Annotated in this window: 22 protein-coding genes; 11 read left to right on the top strand and 11 right to left on the bottom strand. The window is 76.7% G+C overall.

All coding sequences use genetic code 11. The features are described 5' to 3' along the window. Positions 1-120: 120 nt before the first annotated feature. Positions 121-648 (bottom strand): low molecular weight protein-tyrosine-phosphatase, encoded by a 528-nt coding sequence (locus GY42_RS13505; RefSeq protein ID WP_330217852.1) that lies wholly within the window; start codon positions 646-648, stop codon positions 121-123. A 135-nt stretch (positions 649-783) separates the two neighbouring features. On the opposite strand from GY42_RS13505, the gene GY42_RS13500 reads away from it, so the two are divergent. After that, positions 784-1,686, top strand: a complete 903-nt coding sequence (locus tag GY42_RS13500; RefSeq protein WP_046530988.1) for an endo alpha-1,4 polygalactosaminidase — start codon at positions 784-786, stop codon at positions 1,684-1,686. 122 nt (positions 1,687-1,808) lie between these two features. Further along, positions 1,809-3,449, top strand: a complete 1,641-nt coding sequence (locus tag GY42_RS18325) for a DNA polymerase IV (protein WP_052748393.1) — start codon at positions 1,809-1,811, stop codon at positions 3,447-3,449. Here GY42_RS18325 and GY42_RS13490 read toward each other — a convergent pair. The 5 genes from GY42_RS13490 to GY42_RS13470 form a co-directional block, all read right to left on the bottom strand. Then, positions 3,406-3,825 (bottom strand): hypothetical protein, encoded by a 420-nt coding sequence (locus GY42_RS13490; protein WP_046529721.1) that lies wholly within the window; start codon positions 3,823-3,825, stop codon positions 3,406-3,408. The genes GY42_RS18325 and GY42_RS13490 overlap by 44 nt on opposite strands. An 80-nt stretch (positions 3,826-3,905) precedes the next feature. Beyond that, complete coding sequence (gene map / locus GY42_RS13485; RefSeq protein ID WP_082131553.1) at positions 3,906-4,670, bottom strand: type I methionyl aminopeptidase; 765 nt, start codon at positions 4,668-4,670, stop codon at positions 3,906-3,908. A gap of 323 nt (positions 4,671-4,993) precedes the next feature. Beyond that, positions 4,994-6,283, bottom strand: coding sequence for an APC family permease (locus tag GY42_RS13480; protein ID WP_046530985.1), 1,290 nt, complete (start codon positions 6,281-6,283; stop codon positions 4,994-4,996). Between the two features lie 58 nt (positions 6,284-6,341). Continuing rightward, positions 6,342-6,941, bottom strand: a complete 600-nt coding sequence (gene wrbA / locus GY42_RS13475; protein ID WP_082131552.1) for an NAD(P)H:quinone oxidoreductase — start codon at positions 6,939-6,941, stop codon at positions 6,342-6,344. 199 nt (positions 6,942-7,140) lie between these two features. Further along, complete coding sequence (locus tag GY42_RS13470) at positions 7,141-8,043, bottom strand: LysR family transcriptional regulator (protein WP_046529720.1); 903 nt, start codon at positions 8,041-8,043, stop codon at positions 7,141-7,143. 155 nt (positions 8,044-8,198) lie between these two features. On the opposite strand from GY42_RS13470, the gene GY42_RS19625 reads away from it, so the two are divergent. Then, positions 8,199-8,543 (top strand): CBU_0592 family membrane protein, encoded by a 345-nt coding sequence (locus GY42_RS19625; RefSeq protein WP_175578564.1) that lies wholly within the window; start codon positions 8,199-8,201, stop codon positions 8,541-8,543. A 51-nt stretch (positions 8,544-8,594) separates the two neighbouring features. On the opposite strand, the gene GY42_RS13460 is transcribed toward GY42_RS19625, so the two are convergent. Next, positions 8,595-9,236 (bottom strand): GNAT family N-acetyltransferase, encoded by a 642-nt coding sequence (locus tag GY42_RS13460; protein ID WP_052748392.1) that lies wholly within the window; start codon positions 9,234-9,236, stop codon positions 8,595-8,597. A gap of 97 nt (positions 9,237-9,333) precedes the next feature. On the opposite strand from GY42_RS13460, the gene GY42_RS13455 reads away from it, so the two are divergent. After that, positions 9,334-9,945, top strand: coding sequence for a TetR/AcrR family transcriptional regulator (locus tag GY42_RS13455; RefSeq protein ID WP_046529719.1), 612 nt, complete (start codon positions 9,334-9,336; stop codon positions 9,943-9,945). Between the two features lie 48 nt (positions 9,946-9,993). Here the strand turns inward: GY42_RS13455 and GY42_RS13450 are convergent, their stop codons facing one another. Together GY42_RS13450 and GY42_RS13445 are read right to left on the bottom strand one after the other, a co-directional pair. Continuing rightward, positions 9,994-11,001 carry a hypothetical protein gene (locus tag GY42_RS13450; protein ID WP_046529718.1) on the bottom strand — a complete coding sequence of 336 codons (1,008 nt, stop codon included), beginning with the start codon at positions 10,999-11,001 and terminating at the stop codon, positions 9,994-9,996. Continuing rightward, positions 10,998-11,357, bottom strand: coding sequence for a PadR family transcriptional regulator (locus GY42_RS13445; RefSeq protein ID WP_046529717.1), 360 nt, complete (start codon positions 11,355-11,357; stop codon positions 10,998-11,000). The genes GY42_RS13450 and GY42_RS13445 overlap by 4 nt, the downstream gene beginning before the upstream one ends. A 314-nt stretch (positions 11,358-11,671) precedes the next feature. Here GY42_RS13445 and GY42_RS13440 point away from each other — a divergent pair, with 314 nt between their 5' ends. The 4 genes from GY42_RS13440 (at position 11,672) to GY42_RS13425 (ending at position 17,623) form a co-directional block, all read left to right on the top strand. Next, on the top strand, positions 11,672-12,682 hold the full coding sequence (locus tag GY42_RS13440) for an LPXTG cell wall anchor domain-containing protein (RefSeq protein WP_152667329.1): 1,011 nt from the start codon (positions 11,672-11,674) through the stop codon (positions 12,680-12,682). Positions 12,683-13,029: 347 nt separating this feature from the next. Continuing rightward, positions 13,030-14,598, top strand: coding sequence for an outer membrane protein assembly factor BamB family protein (locus tag GY42_RS13435; protein ID WP_152667328.1), 1,569 nt, complete (start codon positions 13,030-13,032; stop codon positions 14,596-14,598). 53 nt (positions 14,599-14,651) lie between these two features. After that, the gene (locus tag GY42_RS13430) at positions 14,652-16,127 is read left to right on the top strand and encodes an outer membrane protein assembly factor BamB family protein (RefSeq protein WP_046529714.1); all 1,476 of its coding nucleotides are present in this window, start codon (positions 14,652-14,654) and stop codon (positions 16,125-16,127) included. Between the two features lie 164 nt (positions 16,128-16,291). Beyond that, positions 16,292-17,623, top strand: coding sequence for an outer membrane protein assembly factor BamB family protein (locus GY42_RS13425; protein WP_152667327.1), 1,332 nt, complete (start codon positions 16,292-16,294; stop codon positions 17,621-17,623). 4 nt (positions 17,624-17,627) lie between these two features. Here the strand turns inward: GY42_RS13425 and GY42_RS13420 are convergent, their stop codons facing one another. Continuing rightward, entirely contained in the window at positions 17,628-18,017 is a 390-nt protein-coding gene (locus GY42_RS13420; protein WP_046529712.1) for a DUF1304 domain-containing protein, read from the bottom strand. Positions 18,018-18,115: 98 nt separating this feature from the next. Between GY42_RS13420 and GY42_RS13415 the strand changes: the two genes are divergently transcribed. From GY42_RS13415 to GY42_RS19490, 3 genes are all read left to right on the top strand, one after another. Beyond that, positions 18,116-18,691, top strand: coding sequence for a TetR/AcrR family transcriptional regulator (locus GY42_RS13415; protein WP_046529711.1), 576 nt, complete (start codon positions 18,116-18,118; stop codon positions 18,689-18,691). A 74-nt stretch (positions 18,692-18,765) separates the two neighbouring features. Then, the gene (locus GY42_RS13410; protein WP_082131549.1) at positions 18,766-19,962 is read left to right on the top strand and encodes an AI-2E family transporter; all 1,197 of its coding nucleotides are present in this window, start codon (positions 18,766-18,768) and stop codon (positions 19,960-19,962) included. A gap of 73 nt (positions 19,963-20,035) precedes the next feature. Next, positions 20,036-20,179, top strand: coding sequence for a hypothetical protein (locus GY42_RS19490; RefSeq protein ID WP_160309422.1), 144 nt, complete (start codon positions 20,036-20,038; stop codon positions 20,177-20,179). A 33-nt stretch (positions 20,180-20,212) separates the two neighbouring features. Here the strand turns inward: GY42_RS19490 and GY42_RS13405 are convergent, their stop codons facing one another. Beyond that, positions 20,213-20,737: a hypothetical protein gene (locus GY42_RS13405; protein WP_046529710.1), complete on the bottom strand. Its 525-nt coding sequence runs from the start codon at positions 20,735-20,737 to the stop codon at positions 20,213-20,215. Between the last annotated feature and the right edge of the window lie 146 nt (positions 20,738-20,883).

Below are 20,883 nucleotides of genomic sequence, written 5' to 3'. Positions count from 1 at the left end.
CAGGCTCCGTCGACGGACAGGCTGACGACTCCACGGACACGGGCACGCGGCTGTCCGTCGTCCGCGAGGGTGTCCGTCGACGAGCGGGGTACGTGGGGCGAAGTCGCGCGTGCGGACGGGTCAGCGGGGCGCGGCGTCGAGGGCTGCGCGGACGTGCGCGACGATCCCGTCCGCGGCGGCCTCGATCTCGGCGAGCGTCGTCTCGAACCCGGAGTCCGGGCCGTACCAGGGGTCGTCGACGTCGAGGACGTGCTCGGGCTGACCGGGGTCGGCGGGTGCCGCGGGGTCGAACGTGCGGAGCATCCGGATCCGGTCCGTCAGCGCCGGGTCACCACCGGCGAGGCGTCGCAGCGCCCGTGCGTGCGCGGCCGTCATCGGCAGCACGAGGTCACGCTCGGCGAGCTCGGCGGCGCGGACCTGCCGCGCGCGGTGCCCGTCGCCCGTCGGGTAGCCGTGGCGGCGCAGCACCGCGCGGGCCCGCGGGTCCACCGGGTTGCCGTGCTCCTCGTCGCTGACGCCCGTCGAGTCGACCTCGACGACGTCGCCCAGGCCCGCGTCGGCCAGGCGCTGCCGCAGCACCACCTCGGCCATCGGGGAGCGGCAGATGTTGCCGGTGCAGACGGTCATGACGCGGTACGGACGGCTCACGCGTCCATCCTCCCAGGCCCCGAGGTCGCGTCGACGGTGCGGAGGTCGCCGGTGCGCGTCACCGGGCACCACACGCCCACGGGTCGACGCGCACGGCCGCGGCTCGGCGACGCGCGGCCTCCTACAGTGGACGTCGTGCCGCGACCGGACTCCCCGAGCGGGCAGCGGCTCCCCCGCACGGCCGTCGCCGTCGCCGTCGTGTGCGTGCCGCTCGTGGCATGCGGGCCGTCGCACGCCCCGGGGACGACGCCACCCACGCCCGCGTCGGCGCGGACCCAGCCGCCGGACGTGCCGTCCTCCGACGTGCGGCTGCCGCCCGCCGGCGCACCGTTCGAGTACCAGCTCGGCGGGGCCGACGAGCCGGCGGCCGGCTCGGTCGCGGTCGCGCGCGACTCGACCGAGCAGCCCGCCGGGCCGTACGCGATCTGCTACGTCAACGGGTTCCAGACCCAGCCGGGCGACACGGCCGCGGTGCTGCGCGACGAGCCCGAGCTGGTGCTGCACGACGACGGCGAGCCCGTGGTCGACGCGGGGTGGCCCGACGAGGTGCTGTACGACCTGTCGACGCCCGACCTGCGGGCCCGGGTCGCGCAGCGCGTCGGCGCGTCGATCGACACGTGCGCCGCCAGCGGCTTCGACGCCGTCGAGGTCGACAACCTCGACTCGTTCACGCGCTCGCGCGGCCTGCTGACGCCCGACGACGCGCTCACGTTCACGGCACTGCTGGTCGAGCGGGCCCACGCGCACGGCCTCGCGTACGCGCAGAAGAACACGCCCGACCTCGCGGAGGCGGTGCGGGCCCTCGGCGCCGACCTCGTGGTGTCCGAGTCGTGCGCGCAGTGGGACGAGTGCGGCGCGTACACGGCCGTCTACCCCGTGGTGCTCGACATCGAGTACGAGCGCGCCCCGTTCGAGCACCTGTGCGCCGCGCAGTCCGACCCCGGGACGCACGACCCGCGCCTGTCGGTGATCCTGCGCGACCACGACCTGGCCCCGCGCACCGACCCGGCAGCCGTCCACGAGACCTGCTCGCGGTGACCTCCGACGACGACACCCGCCGAGGAACCTGACGGGGTAGCACCGAGCACCTGTGACGGACGACGGGTGCCGGACGCCGCACGCGGCGGGTGGGTGTCAGCCGGACGACGGAGGATGGAGCCGTGGACCGGGGAGGTGATCGCGCGCAGCGGCTCGAGGCGGGCGTGCGCGTGCGCGACGCCGCGACGGTCCTGCACCTCGACGCCGACGCGTTCTTCGCGGCCGTCGAGCAGCGCGACAAGCCGTCGCTGCGCGGGCGGCCCGTGCTCGTCGGTGGCGTCGGCGGGCGCGGGGTCGTGTCGACGGCGTCGTACGAGGCGCGGCGCGACGGCGCACGGTCCGCGATGCCGATGTCGCGCGCACGCCGGCTCAGCCCGGCGGCGGCCGTCCTGGTGCCGCGGTTCGCGGCGTACTCGGCGTACTCGCAGGTCATCATGGGGGTGCTGCGCGAGCTGACGCCCGCGGTCGAGCCGTTGTCGATCGACGAGGCGTTCGCCGACCTCGCGCTCGCCCCCGACGGCGTCCCCGAGCCCGAGGACGCCGCGGCGTGGCTGCAGGCCCGCGTCGCCGAGCTCACGGGGCTGACGGTGTCCGTGGGCGTCGGGCGGTCCAAGCTCGTGGCGAAGATCGCGTCCGACCTGCGCAAGCCCGGCGGCGTCGTCGTGGTGCGCCCCGAGGACGAGGACGACGTGCTCCTGCCGCTCGACGTGCGCACCGTCCCCGGCGTCGGGCCCGCGACGCAGGGCGCGCTCGAACGGCTGGGCGTGCGGACCGTCGCCGACCTGCGCCGCCAGCCCCTCGACACGCTGACGATGACGCTCGGCGAGGCGCACGGCACGGGGCTGTACCTCATGTCGCGGGGGCTCGACGACCGGCCCGTCGTCACGTCCACCGAGCGGAAGTCCGCGGGCGCCGAGCGCACGTTCGCGACCGACCTGCGGGGCCGCGACGTCGTGCTCGCGGCCGTCGACGACGTGGTCGACGAGGCGCTGCAACGGCTCGAGCGGCACGGCGGCGCCGCGCGCACGGTCGTCGCGAAGGTGCGCTACGCCGACTTCTCGACCGTGACCCGCTCGGTCACGTTCCCGCACCCCACGGCGTCCGACGCCGACCTGCGGGATGCCGCGCGACGGGCCGTGCTCGCGGCGGGCGTGGTCGAGCCCGTGCGCCTGCTCGGCGTCGCGTTCCACGCGCTGTCCGCGCACGCGCAGCTCGCGCTCGACCTCGACGCGCACCTGTTCGACGCGCCCCGCCGCGCCGTTGTCGCCGAGCACGACCACGTCAGCGGCCGGCTCGCGGTCGCCGACGCACCCGAGGTCGATGCCGCGCCCGACGTCGCGGTCGTCGACGACCGGCCGACGGGTCCCGACGTCGCCGACACCACCGCCGCCGCCCCCGTCGACGGCGCCACCACCGACCCGGTCGCGGACCCCGACCTGCCCGACGTCACCGCCCTCGACGCGGCGGACGCCGACCCCGGGTCCGGGGCAGCCGTCGTCGGGCGCCCGCTGGGCCCGTCACCCGTCGGGCGCCCCCTCGACGAGGCCAACGCCCGCCCCGGGCTCGACGTCGAGCACGCGACGCTCGGGCGCGGCTGGGTCGTGCACGTGCGGGGCCGCGAGGCGACCGTCCGCTTCGAGACCGCGACCACCGCCCCGGCGCGGTCGCGCGTGCTCGACCTCGACGCGGACCCGCTCGTGCTCGTCGAGCCCGTGGGCGTCACACCGCCGAGCGCCGTGCCCGCCGAGCTGCGTCCCGCCTGACCTGCACGGCCTTGCCCACGACGAGCCCGACGACCAGACCGCCGACGGCCTGCGCGACCCGCTGCCCGAGGCCCAGCCCCGCGGCTCCCGCGCTCAGCAGGGACATGAGCCCCACGAGCAGCACGAACCCGCCCACGGACGCGGCGCGGACGATCCGGTCGTCGCGTCCCTTGCCCGGGTGGAGCGCGATCCCGACGCCCGCGAGGACCCCCGCAGCCGCGAGCCCGAACGACGTCACCCACGTCGCTGCCAGCAGCACGACGGCGGCAGCCGTGCTCGCCCACCACCCGCGGTCGCGGTAGAAGGGCGTGGTGTCCTCGCCGGTCCACGCGTCGGGGTCGACGGGGCGGGCGTGGGGCAGGTCTGCGCTGGCCATCACCCGACCCTGCCAGAGTTCGTCGGCGCGCGGGCCCGGATCCGCGGCCCGGCGTCGAGCCCGACGTCAGGCCCGCGTGGTCAGTCCCGCGCGGTCAGCACCAGCGGGCCGCGCTTCGTGATCGCGACCGTGTGCTCGGCGTGCGCGGCGGTGGAGCCGTCGGCGCTGCGGATGGTCCAGCCGTCGTCGTCGATCACGTAGCCGCTGCCGCCGGCCATGAACCACGGCTCGATGGCGATGACGAGGCCCGGCTTGAGGCGCGGGCCCGACCCGGCGCGGCCGTCGTTGGGGACGTGCGGCTCCTCGTGCATCGTGCGGCCCACGCCGTGACCGCCGAAGTCGGTGTTGATGCCGTACCCGGCCTGCCGTCCGACGCGGCCGATCGCGGCGGACACGTCCCCCATGCGGGCGCCGGGCTGCGCGGCGGCGATGCCCGCCGCGAGCGCGCGCTCGGTCGTGTCGATGAGGCGCTGCGCCTCGGGCGTCGTCGTGCCGAGCTGGAACGTCAGCGCGGAGTCCGCGACCCAGCCCTCGACGTCGCACGCGAAGTCGATGCTCAGGACGTCGCCGTCGGCGAGCACCCGGTCCGACGGCAGGCCGTGCAGCGCGTGGTCGTTGACCGACGTGCACAGCACCCCCGGGTACGGCATGGCGCCGAAGCTCGGGTGGTAGCCGAGGTACACCGAGCGCGCCCCGGCCTCCTCGATGAGGCCGCGCGCGTGCGCGTCCAGGTCGTTCGTCGTCATGCCGACCTGGGCGTACGCGCGCAACGACGTGAGGACGTGCGCGACGAACCGCCCGGCGGGACGCATCTGCTCGATCTCGGCGGGGGTCTTGAGGGCCACGCCCCCAGCCTGCCACCGCCGGCGTGCGGGCAGGGAACAGCCCGTGGGCCGGAACCCCTGACGGGGCCCTGCCGCGAGGGACGAGGTCGCGGCTCCCACGGGCTGCGGTGACTGCGGGGATTCGCTGCCGCCCGTGCCGGGTGGTCCGGCGGGGCACCTGCGGATCTTCGCGGTCCGTCCGATGTCTCGGGCGGCTAGCGGGCAGCCACCTCACGCGTCCGGAAGTACTTCATGTCTCGGACCACCTCCTCTCCGTGTACCGACGACGCTACGCCGCGTCCGCGGGGCCGCCAACGGGTTTTCCGGGGGTCGGGCGCGTCGGTTCAGGGGGTCGTCGCGCGTCCCCGCAGCAGCACGCGCACGACGACGCCGACGACGACGACGCCCAGCGCCGTGACCAGCGCTGACGGCGGCAGCGTGGCGACGAGCAGCAGGCAGCCGACCAGGCCGGCGACCGGCAGGACGCGCACGGGCCACGTCGACGGCGCGTGCGTGCCGCCCCCGGTCCCGGCACCCCGCCACGTGCGCCCGCGCAGCACGGCGACGTGCGCGACCGCGTAGTAGAGCAGCACGCCGGCCGACGAGAACCCGATGGCGCCGCGCAGGTCGAGCAGCGCGACGAGCAGCACGACGACCACGCCGACCGTGACGGTCGCGCGCGCGGGCGTCGCCCGGCCGGGTGCGACGGCCGCGAGCGACGCGGGCAGGTCGTGCTCGCGCGCCATCGCCAGCGTCGTCCGCCCGACCCCCGCGAGCAGCGCCAGCAGCGCGCCGAGGCTGCCGGCGGCGGCGCCGACCCGCACGACCGGTGCGGCGGCGTCCCACCCGGCGGCCGCGACCACGTCCGCGAGCGGGGCGCGCGAGGCCGCGAGCGCGTCGGCGCCCAGGGCGTGCAGCACGACCGCACCCAGCACGGCGTAGACCACGAGGACGGTCACCAGCGCGACGGCGACGGCGCGCGGGATGGTGCGGGCCGGGTCGCGCACCTCCTCGCCGAGCGTCGCGACGCGTGCGTACCCGGCGAACGCGAAGAACAGCAGCCCCGCGGCCTGCAGCACGCCGAGCGGCCCGGCCGCGAGCACGTCGGCCACGGGCGGCAGCCCCGCGGGGGTGGCGACGCCGACACCGGCGGCGACCACCGTCGCGAGCGCCGCGAGCACGACGACGACGAGCACGCGGGCGACGCGCGCCGTGCGCGTCACTCCGAGCAGGTCGACCGCGACGAGCAGCAGCACGGCACCCACCGCGACGGGCCGCTGCCACGCGGACGGCGCGGCGTACGCGGCGAACGTGAGCGCCATCGCCGCGCAGGACGCCGTCTTGCCGACGACGAACGACCAGCCCGCGACGAACCCCCACCACGGGCCGACCTCGGCGCGCCCGTACGCGTACACACCGCCCGCGACCGGGTGCGCGGCCGCGAGCCGCGCCGTCGACGTGGCGTTGGCCCACGCGACCGCGCCCGCCACCACCAGGCCCATGAGCAGCCCCGCACCCGCCGCCTGCGCGGCCGGCGCCCACACGCCGAACACCCCGGCACCGAGCATCGCCGCGAGCCCGATCACGACCGCGTCGGTGAGGCCGAGTCGGCGCGCGAGGGCGGGGCTGGTCACGCGCGCACGGTAGGGCACGCGGGTGGCCGCCGCGCCGCCAGACGGTGAACCTCCGGCGTCAGCCCGCGAGCTTCTCCGCGACGGAGATCGCGCGCTGCGCGAGGTGGTCGAGCGCGTCGAGCTGCGCGTCGCCGAGGGGTGCGTCGTTGTCGGGGCCGGTGACGTGCGAGACGCCGTACGGGTTGCCGTCGGCGAACTTCAGCGGGTCGGTGTAGCCCGGCGCGACGACGATCCCGCCCCAGTGCATGACCGCGGTGTGGATGGACAGCAGGGTCTCCTCCTGGCCGCCGTGCGCGGTCTGCGTCGCGGTGAACGCCGAGTAGACCTTGTCGGCCAGCTTCCCCTCCGCCCACAGCGGCCCGAGCGTGTCGACGAACTGCTGGAACTGGCTGGTGACGTTGCCGAACCGGGTGGGGCTGCCGAGCAGCACGACGTCGGCCCACACGAGGTCGTCGGGGGTCGCGACGGGCTCGTCGGCGGTCGCGTCGACGTGCGCGCGCCACGCCGGGTTCGCGTCGATCGCCTCGGTGGGCGCGATCTCCTTGACGTGCCGGCGCCGCACCTGCGCACCGGCCGCGGTCGCGGCCTGCTCGAGGCGCTCGGCCATGGCCTGCACGGTCCCGCTGGCGGAGTAGTAGACGATCGCGACGTTGACCACGGAGCAGCTCCTTCTCGACGGCTGGCGGTCCACCGATCCTCACCCGCCCCCGGTGCCCACGCACCTCGACCCCCGCCGGGCGCGGCACGCACCCCGCCGAGCGCGGCAGAGGCACGTCGAGCGCGGCACTCGTGAGCACCGCGCTCGACGCACGAGCACCGCACTCGCCGAGGGGAGCGGGTGGGTCGGCGACGGCGGGTCAGGCGAGGTCGAGGGCGGACGCGGACGCGAGCAGCTCGTCGACGACCGCGGCGACGGTGGGGCGGGGCTCGTGCCGGGTCGCGCGGTGGCGTGCGACGAGGCGGCGCGAGCCGAGCCCGGGGACGGTCGCGACGGTGACGCCCTCGGGCAGGTCGCCCTGCAGCGCGAGAGCGGGCAGCATGCCGATGCCCTGCCCGGCGGCGACGAGCGCGAGCGCGACGTCGAAGTCGTAGTAGACGTGCCGCGTGGTGAGCGTGCCGACCTGCGCCGCGACGCGGGCGAGCGCGCGGGCCGCGGCGGTGCCCGGCTCGGACTCGAGCCAGGTCGCGCCCGCGAGGTCGGACAGCTGCGTGGGGACGGCGACCTGCGGGGGCAGCACGACGCGCCAGGGCTCCTCGAGCAGCACGACGTCGCGCTGCCCGCGGGGCGTGTGGGTGTCGGCGTCCTCGTCGCGCTCGATGAGCACGACGTCCGCGTCGCCCTCGCGCAGACGGCGCAGCGCGTCGGTCGCGTCGCGCTCCTCGACGACCAGGTCGACGCCGGGGTGGTGCTCGGCGAGGGTCGCGAGCGCGGGTGCGACGACGGCCCGCAGCGCGGTCTGGAAGCCGGTGACGGTGACCCGGCCGGCGAGCTCGCCGCCGAGCGCGGCGAGCGCCTTGCGGGCCTCGACGAGCTCGCCCTCGATGCGCTCGGCGGCGTCGGCGAGCACGCGCCCGGCGGCCGTGAGGGTCGCGCCGCGGGGCCCGCGGTCGAGCACGGCGACGCCCTCCTCGGCCTCGAGCCGGGCGATCTGCTGGGACACCGCCGACGGCGTCACGCGCAGCACGTCGGCGGCCGCGAGGACCCCGCCGGCACGGTGCACGGCGAGCAGGACGGCGAGGCGTCGGGGGTCGGTCGTCACCCTGGCAGAGTAGTTCAGTTCCACTGAACCCCTGGTGCAGTCCAGTTCGATTGTGCTGAACCCTGGAGAGCCCCACACTGGAGGCACCGCGCGGGCCACGGCCACGCCGACCACGCGGTTCCCCCACCCCTCTGCTCGTTGCTCGGAGTACGCCCGTGTCCGCATTCGTCACCGCGCTCGGCTGGCTCGGCGCGGTCACGTGCCTCGTCGCCTACGTCCTCGTCACGCGCGGCACCTGGGCACCGTCCTCCGGCCGCTACCAGCTCGCCAACGTCGTGTCCGGCGCCCTCATGGGCACGGTCGCGGCCGCGAGCGGCGTGTGGCCGTCGTTCGTCACCAACCTCGTGTGGGGCGTCGTCGGACTGCACGCCGTGGTGGTCGCGCTGCGGCGGCGCGCGCGCCGGCGGGCGGAGGCGCGGGACGCCGTCGTGACGCTGCCGGCCACGGCCCCCGCGACCCTCACGCCGGCGGTACCCGTGGTCGTCGACCTCGCCGCCTGACGCCGACGCACCACGCCGCCGACCCGACGCGGCCGCGACCCGCGTCGGACGTCAGCCGCTCGTGACCGCCACGGCGGCCGCGCGCTCGGACGCCGTCGGGCGCCACATCGCCATCGGGGCGGCGCCCGCGAGGCCGCGGACGGGCGCGACGTCGACGAACCCGTGGCGCCGGTAGAGGCGCCGGTTCCGCTCGGTCGACGACTCGAGGTAGGCGGGCACGTCGCGCGCGTCGGCGTGCGCGAGCCGTGCGCCCAGCAGGGCGGCGCCGACGCCGAGGCCGCGGGCGGCGCCGGTCACGCCGATCCACTCGAGGTACCAGTGCGGGCGCCGGGGGCGGTGGCGGTCCATGACGCGCTTGGCGTGCGCGGCCCGCAGCAGGCCCGTGGGTCCGCCCGCGCGCAGCAGGCGGGGCAGCCGGGCCGCGAGCCGCGCCGTGCTGACGGGCGCGCCGGGCGCCTCCCAGCACGCGACGCCGAGCACGTCGGGGTCGCCCGTGCGGCGCGCGAGGTCGACCGTCCCGTCGGCGACGGCCGGCGCCAGCAGCGCGGTGAGCAGGTGCCGCAGGCGCGCGTCCCGGTCGTCGGGCGCTCCGCCGACGACCACCGCCATCACGGGGTCGGTGACGAAGACGTCGGCGAGCATGTCGACGGCGGCGGGCAGGTCGCCGGGTGCGGCGGGGGCGATGACGATCACGGGTCCTCCTCGTGCCGGGCGCTGCGGAACCCCACCGTACGTCGATCTTGGCCATGTGACCAAGTCGTGCGGCCAAGATTCTCGGTACGCTCACGGGATGAGCACGGGACCCACCGCGGGGACGCACCGGCCCGCCGACGAACGCCGTGCGCAGCTGCTCGACGCCGCCGTCGACGTGCTGCGCGAGCACGGGCTCAAGGGCCTCACCACCCGGGCCGTCACGGCGCGCGCGGGCGTGCCGCACGGGATCTTCCACTACGCGTTCGGCTCGAAGGCCGCGCTCGTGCGGGCGCTCGTCGAGCGCGAGCTCACCGGGGCCGCCGCCGCGTGGGGCGCCGCCGTCGAGAGCGACGACGTGCCCACGGCGCTGCGCCAGGCGCTGCTCGCGCAGCTCGACATCGTGCGCACCGACCCCGAGCGCGACGCGTACCTCACCGAGCTCGTGCGGGCCGCGCAGGACGACGCCGGCACGCGCCCCGCGCTGTGGGAGCAGGACCGCTACCGCGCCGAGGTCGAGCACCGCCTCACGGCCTGGTCGCGGGACGCGGGCGTCCGCTGGGCAGCACCCGTGGCGGACGTCGCGGCGCTCGTGCTCAGCGCGACGGACGGCGTGATCCAGGCGTGGGTGGTCGACCGGGACGACCGTCGCGCCGAGATGTCGGTCGACCTGCTGGCACGCGCCGTCGCGTCGCTCGCGCTCCCCGCCTGACGGCGCGCGACGGGACCTGACGGGACCTGGCGCGGCCCGACCAGCCCGTCAGACGGGCGGGCCCGCGGGCCGCACGGCACGGCGGGGCTGCGCCGCGCGGTCCGCGGCCGCGACGACGAGGCGGACGGCGACGAGCACGAGCACGGGAAGGCCGACGAGGGGCAGCAGCGTCGCGGCGTCCAGCGGCAGGCCCGTCATCGGCACCCAGCGCGTGGACCCGGGGAGCAGGCCGCCGTCGCGACCCACGACCAGGACCGCGAGCACCGCGGCGAGCGGCGGCAGCGCGTGCCGCTCGACCCGCCCGCCGAGCACGACCACGAGCGCGAGGGCCGCGGGCCCGACGAGGGCCGAGACCCCCGGCCCGCCGGCCAGCCGCAGCCCCAGCTGCCCGGACGGGAGGACGCCCGTGAGGTCGACCGCCGTGACGAGCCCGAGGACGCTCCCGACCACCAGCACCAGCACGGTGACGACCCGCACGCGGCGCCGCGGCCGCGCACCGGCCCGCAGCGCCGCGACGGCGACGACGGCCTGCGCGACGACCCAGCCGACCTCGTAGACCGCGACGAGCCGCTCACCGTCCCCGACGACGCCGACCAGCGCGCCCGCCCCGAGCGCTGCCGCCGCTGCCGCGGTCGCCCCCGCGACGCGTCGCGACCCGCACAGCAGCGCGACCACGACGACCGGCCACAGCGCCCAGGACGGCGAGAGCGGTGCGAGCGCGCTCAGCGACCAGCCCTCCCGCACGGACGCCACCCCCAGCACCAGCGCACGGACGGCGGCGTACGAGAGCGCCGCGGCCAGGAGCCACGCGACCGTCGCGGACGCCTCGGGGCGGACGTCGGCGGGTGCGCCGAGCGCGTGCCACCAGCGACGGGCGGCGTACCGCGCGACGTCGAGACGGTCGGCGACGGTCGGGCGGCGGCGCCCGGGCGGGACGGTGCGGAGGTAGGTCGCGAGCATCTCGTCGGCGGAGCGGGCGCGGTCGGTGGGCGGCAGGAGCCGCAGCCACCGCGCGTAGCGCTCGGCGAGCTCGACCGGGGCGTCGTGGGCGGTCACGCCGTGGCTCCCGCGCTCGACACGTCGGCGCCGGGCGCGCTCCGCCGTCCGAGCGCCGCGAGCGCCCGTTCGGCGCGGGCACGGAGCGTCTGCGCCTCGGCGCGCAGCACGCGCTCGCCCTCGCCGGTCAGGCGGTAGGTGCGACGCAGCCGGGAGTCGACGACCTCTTCGCGGTCGACGGCGACGAGTCCGCGCGCGGCGAGCCGGTCGAGCGCGCCGTAGAGGGTGCCGATCCGGAGCGTCACGGCGCCGTCGGACGCCGCCGCGACGGCCTGGACGATGCCGTAGCCGTGCAGCGGGCCCTCGGCGAGGGCGCTCAGGACGAGGAAGGCGGGCTGCTGGAGGCCGGGAGACATGAGGCGACCATATCTTCGCGACGAAGATATGGGTAGGCGGTGCGACGCGTGCGGCCGTCGACCTGCCGTCAGCGCGGCGCGGGAGGTGGCGAACCGTCGCTGACCTGCAGTAACGCATGCGTTACAGGGTGGGCATAGCGCAACGGTCAGGGGGTCGACGCGATGATTCACCCGCCCCGAACCACCCTCAACGCCGCCGTTCGGATGATTCGTGCACAACCTGGACAGAAGTTCACCAAACGCCTCACGTTTGCCTCTATTGTCCGATACGCCCGATGGCGAGTCCGCCGTGCCGGGTACCCGTCCATCCGTCCATGGCCGAGGAGTCCTCCCCCGTGAACCGCCGTCTTCCCGTCGTCCTGCTGTCCGCCGCCACGCTCGTCGTCCTGCCCGCCGCCGCGGCCTCCGCCACCGGGGGCCACCACTGGTCCGGCGGGTCCGGCCACTCCGCGTCGTGGTGGAAGGGGAAGGACAAGCCCGGGCAGCCCGACCGCTGCGTCTCCCGCAACGCGCGCGGCGCCATCGACTGGTCCACCTACGCCTGCGACCGCGCGACCGGATACTTCCTGTACCAGAAGCTCGACGCGTCGAAGCCCGCGAACTGGTCCAACAGCGGCCAGCAGCACCGCGTCGCGCTGCACGACGTGTGGGCGTGGCCGACCGCGGACGACGCGGCACGGCACGGCGCCTCGGGCTTCCTGCCCAAGGACGCCGAGGTCCGTGAGCTGGTCCTCGACGCCGCCGACACCGCCGCCGTCTGCGCCGCACCCGGCGCGTTCGGGCTGCAGGTCGACCTCATCGGCAACGGCAAGGACGGTGAGCGCAAGGACCTCACCCAGGTCATGCCGACCGTCATCACGCCCCCGAACGGCGGCTTCTCCTCCGACAACCTCGCGGCCTACGGCCACTACGACCTGACCGAGGTCGTCGACGTCACCGCGCTGTGCACGCCGCCGGCGCCGCGGCCCGAGCCGACCCCGGAGCCCACGCCGGAGCCCGAGCCGAGCGTCGCGCCGGAGCCCGAGCCCAGCCAGGAGCCGACGCCCGAGCCGACCCCCAGCGAGGACGTCGACGACGCGCCGACCCCCGAGCCCAGCCCCGAGCCGACCGAGCGCGCCGAGGTGCTCCCGGCCCCCGCGGACACCCCCACGCCTGCCGCCTCCCCGACGCCGACCGAGCGGGCCGAGGTGCTCTCTGCGACCGACGACGACACGCTCGCCGCCACGGGCACGCAGGCCGCGCTCGGTCTGCTCGCCGGGGTCGCCGCGATCGCCGGCGGCGCCGCCCTCGTCCTGGCTCGCCGTCGTCACCGCTCGCAGCACTGAGCAGCCTCGTCGCCGAGCGGTCGCGTCGCACCGAGCAGTGGTGACGCACCGATCAGTGAAGACGCACTAAGCAGTGATGACGCACCGCGCAGTGGCGACGCTGCACTGATCCCAGCCCCGGCCACCCCCTCCACGGCCGGACGCTGACCGTACGGGCGCACCCCCCGCGCCCGTCCGCACCGCCGCACTTCCCCGCGCGGCACGGTGCCGTCACCCCTCGGCCCTCCCCCCGGCCGAGGGGTGACGCGCGCCCGGACGCACCGTGCGCATGGCACCGGCACGCGCACCGCGCACGTGGCATCCCGAAAGACCCACGCCGCGGCGTCCGGCTCACTAGCCTGCGCCTCATGGCACGCAGGGGGCAGATGCAGCACGTCGACCTCGTGGAGGACGACGGCACCACACGTCCGGGCTCCGCCCCGGCGCCGGACCTGTCGACCTCCGCCGCGGCGCCACCACACGCGACACCCGCCGCCGACCGACGTCGTCGACGTCGCACGGTGCTGACGTCCGCCCTCGCCGCCCTCGCCGTCCTCGCGGCGGTGCTGGTCGTCCACGTGCGGGCCGACGCCCGCGAGCGCCAACGTCTCGCGTCGCTCGCCGACCTGCCGTTCGTGGCGGCACCGCTCGACGGTCCGCCCCGCGTGGCGTGGACCGCACCCGAGGGCCGGCTCGACATGCTCGTGGCGCCCGTCGGCGACGTCCTCGTGAGCATCCGCACGGAGTCCGACGAGCGTGCCGACGTCGTGGCGGTCGACGCGACCGACGGCACCGAGCGGTGGCGGGTCGAGGCGCTCGCCTCGGTCGCACGCGACGCGCCGGACGACGCAGAGATCCTCGGGTTCGCGGGGACGTGCGTCGCGCACCCGGTGACCCCGGACGCCGTCGCGTGCCTCGCCACCGACGCCGCCGGGTACACGGACGGCGAGAAGTGGCAGAGCCTGCCCCCGACCGTCGCGCGTCTGCTCGTGCTCGACGCGCGTGACGGGCGGGTGCTCACCGACCTCACCGACGCGCTGCCGCGCCCGCTGCCGCGGAACCTCGCAGCGGCCGGTGCCGACCTCGCGGTGTGGGACGACGCCGACGACGTGCTGCGGGTCCGGGCGCTCACGCCCGAGGGGGGCGTCGCGTGGGAGCGCACGCTCGAGGCACCCGCGACCGAGGGCGCGCCGGCCTGGGTCGGCCCGCTCGACACGCGGACGACGGCGCTCCTCACCCCGCAGTCGGTGCACGTCGTCGGGCCCGACGGCGCGGACCTCCAAGTGGCACCGCTGGCTCCCACGGAGTCGGCGCAGCAGACCACGACGGGGCGGGTGGTGATCGTCCCGTCGTGGGAGGCCCACGTGGGCGCGCTCCAGGGCGCGATGCCCACGCCCTCCGGCGTCCGACTCGTCACCGCCGACTCCGACGTCGACCTCGACGGCACCCTGGTCCCGGCCACGGACGACGGCAGCGTGCCGGGCCTTGTCCTGACGCTCGTGGACACGGGCACCCTGCAGGCGTGGAACGGCGACGGCGAGCGGTCGTGGACGTGGGACCTCGACGGCGTCGCGTCGTGGTTCCGGGACAGCCGGACCTCGACGACCGTGCTCGACGGGCGCGTGCACATGGCCGGCCCCGGTCTGCTGGTCACGCTCGACGCCCGTACGGGGCGCGAGCTGTGGCGGTCGGACGCGCTGGGCTCGGGGGACGTCGTGACGGACGGGCGGCTGCTCCTCGGCCTCGCGGATCCCACGACCTCCGACGCCATCGGCCCCGAGCTGGTCGCGCTGCGCCGCGACGACGGGACCGTCGCGTGGCGGGCTCCGCTCCCGGTGGGCACCGATCTGGTCATGGTGCAGGCGCGGCTCCTGCTCGCGGTCGAGTCACCCGACGACGGGCCGACCACGTACCACGTGCTGGCCGGGGACGGCTGATCCTGGGCCCCGAACCCGCCTGCGGCGGGGCGCTGCCTCGTTAGCCTGCGGCGATGGGGAACGCGTCACGGAAGGACGTCGAGGTCGTCGAGGCCGCGGCCGAGGCCCCGGTCGCGCAGACGACCACGGGCGCGAGCGGTCGAGGGTGGCGTCCGCGACGCCCCCGACGCCTGGCCGCCGTGCTGGCCCTCGTCGTCACCCTCGGGGTGGCGGGCGCGGTCGTCGGTCAGGTCGTCGTCGACGCCCGCGAGCGCGCGCGTCTCGACGCGGTCGCGCGGCTCCCGGGCGCGGTGCCTCTGCTGGACGGCCCACCCGAGGCGCTCTGGACCCTTCCCGACGGCGTCACGACGACCGACCTGGCGGGCACCACGGCGGGTGGCGCGCTCGTCGCCGCGGAGCCCGGGCCCCGCGGACCGGCGGCCGTCGCGCGCGACGTGACGACGGGCGAGGTCCGCTGGCAGGTACCGCTGCTCGACGCGACGACGACGCCACCGGCCGGCACTGTGCTCGACCTGCAGCTGGGCCGCTGCGAGCTCGGGGACGTCGTCGCCTGCCTGGTCGTGGAGACCGTCTCGACGCTCGGCGCCGACGAGGACGCCGCCCCCGCGCCGGTGTCGGCGCGGTCGCGCCTGGTCGTGCTCGACGCGGACGACGGGACGGTCCTGGCCGAGCGCACCACGAGCGACACGGACCCCGCTCCCGACGCCTTCGAGCTGGTCGACGACCTGGTGGTCACGAGCACGCCCGTCGACGGCGCGCTGCGCGTGGACGCGTTCACGACCGACGGCGCCGCGGCGTGGGACGCGTCGTTGCCGTCCTCGACCGCCGGTGCGCGCACGTTCCTCGCGCGCCTGGACGACCACGTCCTCGCGGGCGCGGGCGACCAGCTCACGGTGCTCGACCACGCCGGGGCGGCGGTCCGCACGCTGCCGTTCGGCGAGAACGTGCTCGCGCTGCCGCACGGGGACGACGCCGTCCTGCTGCGCGACTACACGCGACCGGACGTGAGCACCCCGACCACGGTGGTCCGCGCCGACGGCGAGCAGCTGGTCGACGGGGCCGTCGTCGAGCTGGCTCTCGACGACGGCAGCGTGCCGGGGCTGCTCCTCACGTTGCCCGACGGGACGCAGCTGACGGCCCTCGACGCCGCGGGCGACGAGCTGTGGTCGCGCGACTCGGGCGCGGCCTCCGGCCTGACCGTGCTCGGGGGGCGCGTCTACTCGGGGACGGGTGGCGGCATGGTCGCGCTCGACGCCCGCACGGGCGCCGACGTGTGGCGTTCCGACCAGGTGCGCGAGGGTCCGGTCGTCACCGACGGCGCCCACCTCGTGGCGATGGGTCTGCGTCCGCTCGCGGACGGGCGCCGCGAGGTGCTCGTGCTGGACCGCTCGGACGGCGCCGTGGTGCGGCGCGCACCGCTGCCCGCGGGCGTGCAGGACGTCGCGGCGGTGGCGGGCCTGCTGGTGGCGACGGCCGGCGACGGCCCCGACGACGGGCCGGCGACCGTGCTGGGCTCGGGCTCCCGGTGACCGGTCCGGACGCGCCGCGAGGTGCGCGCCACGGGGGACGGCTGGACGTCGAGCTGCACGACGACGGGGACGACCGCCCGGACGGCGATGTCGCCCCGCCCGCGCCCGCTCCGCGGGCCGCGCGACACCGTCGGTGGTGGGCCGTCGGCGTCGTCGGCGTCGTCGTGCTCGCGCTCACCGCTGCGCAGGTGGTGGTCGACCTCCGGGAGCGCTCGGCGCTCGCCGACCTCAGGGGCGTCGAGGGACTGCTCGACCCGTTGGACCCCGGGGTGGGGGTGCGGTGGGAGCGCGCCGACCCGGGGTCGTCGGTCGACGTCATGACACCCGAGGGCCGTGTGCTCGTGAGCGAGCGCGAGGCTCCGGGTGGCGTGGCGCTGGAGGGCATGGACAGCGCGACCGGCGACACCCTCTGGCGGCGGGTCCTCGCGGGCGGGACGGGTGGCAGCCCGCCCGGGGCGCGGCCCGAGCCCGTGACGTGCCAGGCCGCACCCGACGGCTCGGGACGACTGAGCTGCCTGCGGACGGGACGCTGGCGGCAGCCGGGTCCGCCGACCACCGGGACGGACGGGGCGGCGCACCTGTGGACCGTGGACGTCCGCTCGGGTGAGGTGGTCGGGGACGTCGCGCTCGAGGAGGCGCCGACGGCGTTCGCGATGGTCGCGGGAACCGCGGTGGTGGTCACCCCGCTCGAGAGCGCGGTGCGGGTCACGGGGCTCGACCCGTTGACAGGTGCCGCACGGTGGCGGCTCGATCTGCCCGGGCCGGCGGACGACGGCGAGATCTCTTCGCTGGTCGGCCGCGCGGACGCCCAGGCGCTCGACGCGTCGACGGCGGCGGTGCACGACGGGCAGGTGATCACGCTGGTCTCGTCCGACGGCGTGGAGCTGCGCCGGTACCGCCCGTCCGTGGAGCCCGACGCGTCGGGCGCGTTCCACGTCTCGTGGTGGACGGACCGTGCGAACCGCGCGGCGGTGTCGGTCGTGAACGGCGTCACCACGCTGGTGACCGCCGAGCGCGAGCTGACGGTGCAGGGCGGCGGCGTCCCTCGGTGGGCGGACGACGGCAGCGCGCCGGGCCTGGTGCTCACGTCCGGCGACACCGTCCGCGCGTGGGACGTGCGGTCCGGCGAGGAACGGTGGACGGCGGACCTGGACCGCGACGTGCACGCGGCGATCGTGCTGCGGGGGCGTGTGCACCTGTTCGCGTCCGACCGCGTCGTGACCGTCGACGCCGCGACGGGGCGGACGCTGTGGCGCTCGCCGCCGGACCTGGTGCCGACGTCCCCGTTGTCGGACGGCCGGGTCGTGCTGCTGGTCCGGCTCGACGATCGCGGCGACGGCGGGGAGCTCGTCGCGCTGGACGTGGCCGACGGGGACGAGCGGTGGCGGTCACCGTTGCCGGAGCACGGCTGGGTCACCACGACGGGTGGGCTGCTGGTCGTCGTGGTCGACGACCAGCAGGGCGAGACCTCGGGCTCGCTGCGGGTGCTGGGCTGAGCCCTCAGCCCGCGAGCAGCCCGATCACGAGCGCGACGACGGCGAGCAGCGGGACCGTGCCCTGCTTGATCGCGGCGGACGCCTTGGTGCGGTCGGAGAGCAGCAGCACGAGCGCGGCGGCGAGCATCGAGCCCGTGCCGACGAGCGCGGCGGTGGCGCCCGCGCCCGTCGACCCGGCGGCGATGAGCACGATGCCGACGACGACGGCGATCGCGAGGAAGAGGTTGTAGAAGCCCTGGTTGTAGGCCATCGCGCGGGTGGCGCGCGCCTCGTCCTCGGTGGTGCCGAAGGTCGCGCGGGCGCGGGGCGTGGTCCACGCGACGGACTCGAGCCAGAAGATGTAGACGTGCAGCAGCGCGGCGAGCCCTGCGAGCACGAGACCCAGGACGACCATGACGACCTTCCCCTTCCGGTCGGCACGGCCGACCGATTCTGTACCGGACGTTCCACAACCTATACTGGATCGACCGATACAGAAAGTGGGAGGTCGCCATGGGACGCGCACCGACGTTCGACGCCGCCGCCGCGGTGCGCGCCGCGCGCGACGTTTTCTGGGCCCACGGCTACGAGGACGCGTCGCTGCCCGCGCTCGAGGCCGCGACCGGCCTGAGCCGGTCGAGCATCTACCACGCGTTCGGCAGCAAGCGCGGCCTCTTCGACGCCGCCGTCGCGAGCTACCTCGCCGACGTCGTGCGCCCCCGCCTGCGCGTGCTCACCGCCGACCCCGTCGCCCCCGACGCGCTGGCGCGCTACCTGCGCGGCCTGCGCGACGCGCTCACCGCCACCGGCTCGGCGGCCGCCGCGCACGGCTGCCTGCTGCTCAACGCGTCCGGCGCGCCCGTCGCCCACGACGCCGACGTGCGCGCGACCATCGCCGCCTACCGCGACGAGCTGCGCGGCGGCATCGGCCGCGGCGTCGACGCCGCGCACCCCGCCCTGCCGGACGACGAGCGTGCACGCCTCGCCGAGGCGTGCACCGCGCTCGTCGTCGCCGCGCTGCTCGTCGTGCGCGTCGACCCCGACGCGGCAGCCCGCTCGCTCGACGCCGCCCTGGGCCTCGCGGCCTGACCGCCCGCTCTCACCCGCCTGACCAGGCGGGTCGCCGCGCCGCCCGCGCCCGCTGACCGTAGCCTCGAGCGCACGTGCCACCCGGCACCGCGACGACGGGAGACGCGCATGGGCCTGTTCGGACGACGCCGCGAGACGGCCGCCCCCGACCCCCGGCAGCGCCACCGGCTCCCCCGGCGCCACCGGCCCGCGGCGCCGGCGCGCTGTGGGCCGACGGGTTCGGCCGCGCCGGCACCCGCGCGCTGCAGGTGCTCGCGGTCGTCGCCGTCGTCGCGGTCGCGGTCCTCGCGATCACGCGGCTCACGCTCATCGTCATCCCCGTGCTCGTCGCGCTCGTGCTCGCCGCCGCGATCAGCCCGCTCGTGTCGTGGCTGCGCCGCCGCGGCGCACCCTCGATGCTCGCGACCTGGGTGTCGCTCCTGGCGCTCGTCGGCGTGCTCACGCTCGTCGTGTGGGCGGTCGTCCGCGCGGTCGTCGCGCAGTGGGACGAGCTCGCCGACTCCGCGGTCGACGGCGTCGCCGAGCTCCAGACGCTGGTGTCCGGGCTGCCGTTCGAGATCACCGACGCGCAGGTCCGCGAGGCGCAGGACGCGCTGCAGGGGCTGCTCGCGTCCGACGCCGTCGGCGCGGGCGCCCTGGCCGGGCTGTCGGCGACCGCGAACTTCGTCACCGGGTTCTTCCTCATGGTCGTCGTGCTGTTCTTCTTCCTCAAGGACGGCCCGCGCATCTGGGAGTTCCTGCTGCGGCCGTTCGAGGGCGAGCGCTACGAGCGCGGGCGGCGGGTCGGCACCCGGACCGTGCAGACGCTCGGCGGGTACGTGCGCGGCACCGCGATCGTCGCGGCGGTCGACGCCGTGGGCATCGGCATCGGCCTCGCGGTCGTCGGGGTGCCGCTCGTGCTCCCGCTGTCGGTGCTCGTGTTCCTGCTCGCGTTCATCCCGCTGGTCGGGGCGACCCTCGCGGGCGCCCTGGCCGCGCTGGTCGCGCTCGTGGCGCTCGGGCCCGTGCAGGCGCTCGTCGTCGTCGCCGTGGTCGTGGCGGTCAACCAGCTCGAGGGCAACCTGCTGCAGCCCGTCGTCATGGCCCGCTCGCTGCAGCTGCACCCCCTGGTCATCCTCGTCGCGCTGACCGCGGGCACCGTGCTCGCGGGCATCACGGGTGCCGTGCTGGCCGTGCCGATCGCGGCGTCGGTCTGGGGTGCCGTGCAGGTGTGGGACGGGCCCGGAACGCCTGCGCGGTTCGCGCGCAGGAAGCGACCCGAGACGGTCTGACGGCGTCTGCGGCCCTCGACCGGCGACGGCGAGCAGCCCGGGCTAGCGTCGGCAGCACCCACCTGGAGGTGCCATGAGCAGCCCGATCCCCGACCCCGGCGCCGTGCCGGACGCGCCGAACTTCGACGACCTCCCGACGAACGACGAGCCCGACCCGCGCGAGCCGGTCCCGCCACCCCCGTCGCCCGACGACCCGGAGCCGACCGAGCACGGCTGACGCGTCGCGCGAGCGGCCGGGTCGGCCCGGTCGTCAGCGGGTCGCGTCGCCCGTCGGCGCGTCCGAGCCCTCCGGCGGGTCCGGGATCAGCGCGAGCGCGGCCGCGACCCCGCCCATCACGAGTCCCGTGCGGGTGTGCGCCCAGCGGGCACCCGCGACGCGACGCGTCTCGGCGCGGCGGTACAGCCACCGCTCGGTCGCCACGGTCGCCCACACGCTGCCCGCCATGACGGCGGCCCCGACGCCCGCGATCACGGCCTGCTTGCTGGCGGGCAGCGAGCGGAACGTCAGGGCGGGCGCGTCGTCGCCGGGGGCCTCGACCTCGTCGGCGGCGTCCTGCCAGGTCAGCGACGTGAGCGGCGTCGGCTCGGCGGTGCGCTTGTGCTGCCACGTGGCGCGCGCGTCGGGCAGCGTGGCCGCCGTGGCGACGAGCAGCAGCGCCGCCTTGGCCCAGCCGCGCGCCGTGCGCGAGCGGATCACGTCGGGCGTCGCGTAGTAGGCCGTGGTCGCGGCACCCCCCACGGTCGCGGCGAGCAGGCGGGCGGGCGTCGGGCTCATGCGGGGGCTCCCTGGGTCCTCGGCGGGTCCACCGGTGACGTGCTCCCGGCGGTCTCGCCCCTCCCAACGGGCGGACCCGCCCGTTGGGTTCCCCCGGTGCTGTCCGGCCGGGGACCACGGGCGACGGCGTCACCCTGCGATGCTGG

Source organism: Cellulomonas sp. FA1, from assembly GCF_000986825.1.
Lineage (GTDB): Bacteria > Actinomycetota > Actinomycetes > Actinomycetales > Cellulomonadaceae > Cellulomonas > Cellulomonas iranensis.
Note: the sequence above shows the minus strand (reverse complement) of the source record. Positions and strands in the feature narration are given on the sequence as shown.

Coding starts and splice junctions, on each gene's coding strand:
- GY42_RS13405 (WP_046529710.1), bottom strand. CDS start 20,737: ATGAGCCCGACGCCCGCCCGCCTGCTCGCCGCGACCGTGGGGGGTGCC.
- GY42_RS13455 (WP_046529719.1), top strand. CDS start 9,334: ATGAGCACGGGACCCACCGCGGGGACGCACCGGCCCGCCGACGAACGC.
- GY42_RS13440 (WP_152667329.1), top strand. CDS start 11,672: ATGGCCGAGGAGTCCTCCCCCGTGAACCGCCGTCTTCCCGTCGTCCTG.
- GY42_RS13415 (WP_046529711.1), top strand. CDS start 18,116: ATGGGACGCGCACCGACGTTCGACGCCGCCGCCGCGGTGCGCGCCGCG.
- GY42_RS13490 (WP_046529721.1), bottom strand. CDS start 3,825: ATGGCCAGCGCAGACCTGCCCCACGCCCGCCCCGTCGACCCCGACGCG.
- GY42_RS13420 (WP_046529712.1), bottom strand. CDS start 18,017: ATGGTCGTCCTGGGTCTCGTGCTCGCAGGGCTCGCCGCGCTGCTGCAC.
- GY42_RS19490 (WP_160309422.1), top strand. CDS start 20,036: ATGAGCAGCCCGATCCCCGACCCCGGCGCCGTGCCGGACGCGCCGAAC.
- GY42_RS13435 (WP_152667328.1), top strand. CDS start 13,030: ATGGCACGCAGGGGGCAGATGCAGCACGTCGACCTCGTGGAGGACGAC.
- GY42_RS13430 (WP_046529714.1), top strand. CDS start 14,652: ATGGGGAACGCGTCACGGAAGGACGTCGAGGTCGTCGAGGCCGCGGCC.
- GY42_RS13445 (WP_046529717.1), bottom strand. CDS start 11,357: ATGTCTCCCGGCCTCCAGCAGCCCGCCTTCCTCGTCCTGAGCGCCCTC.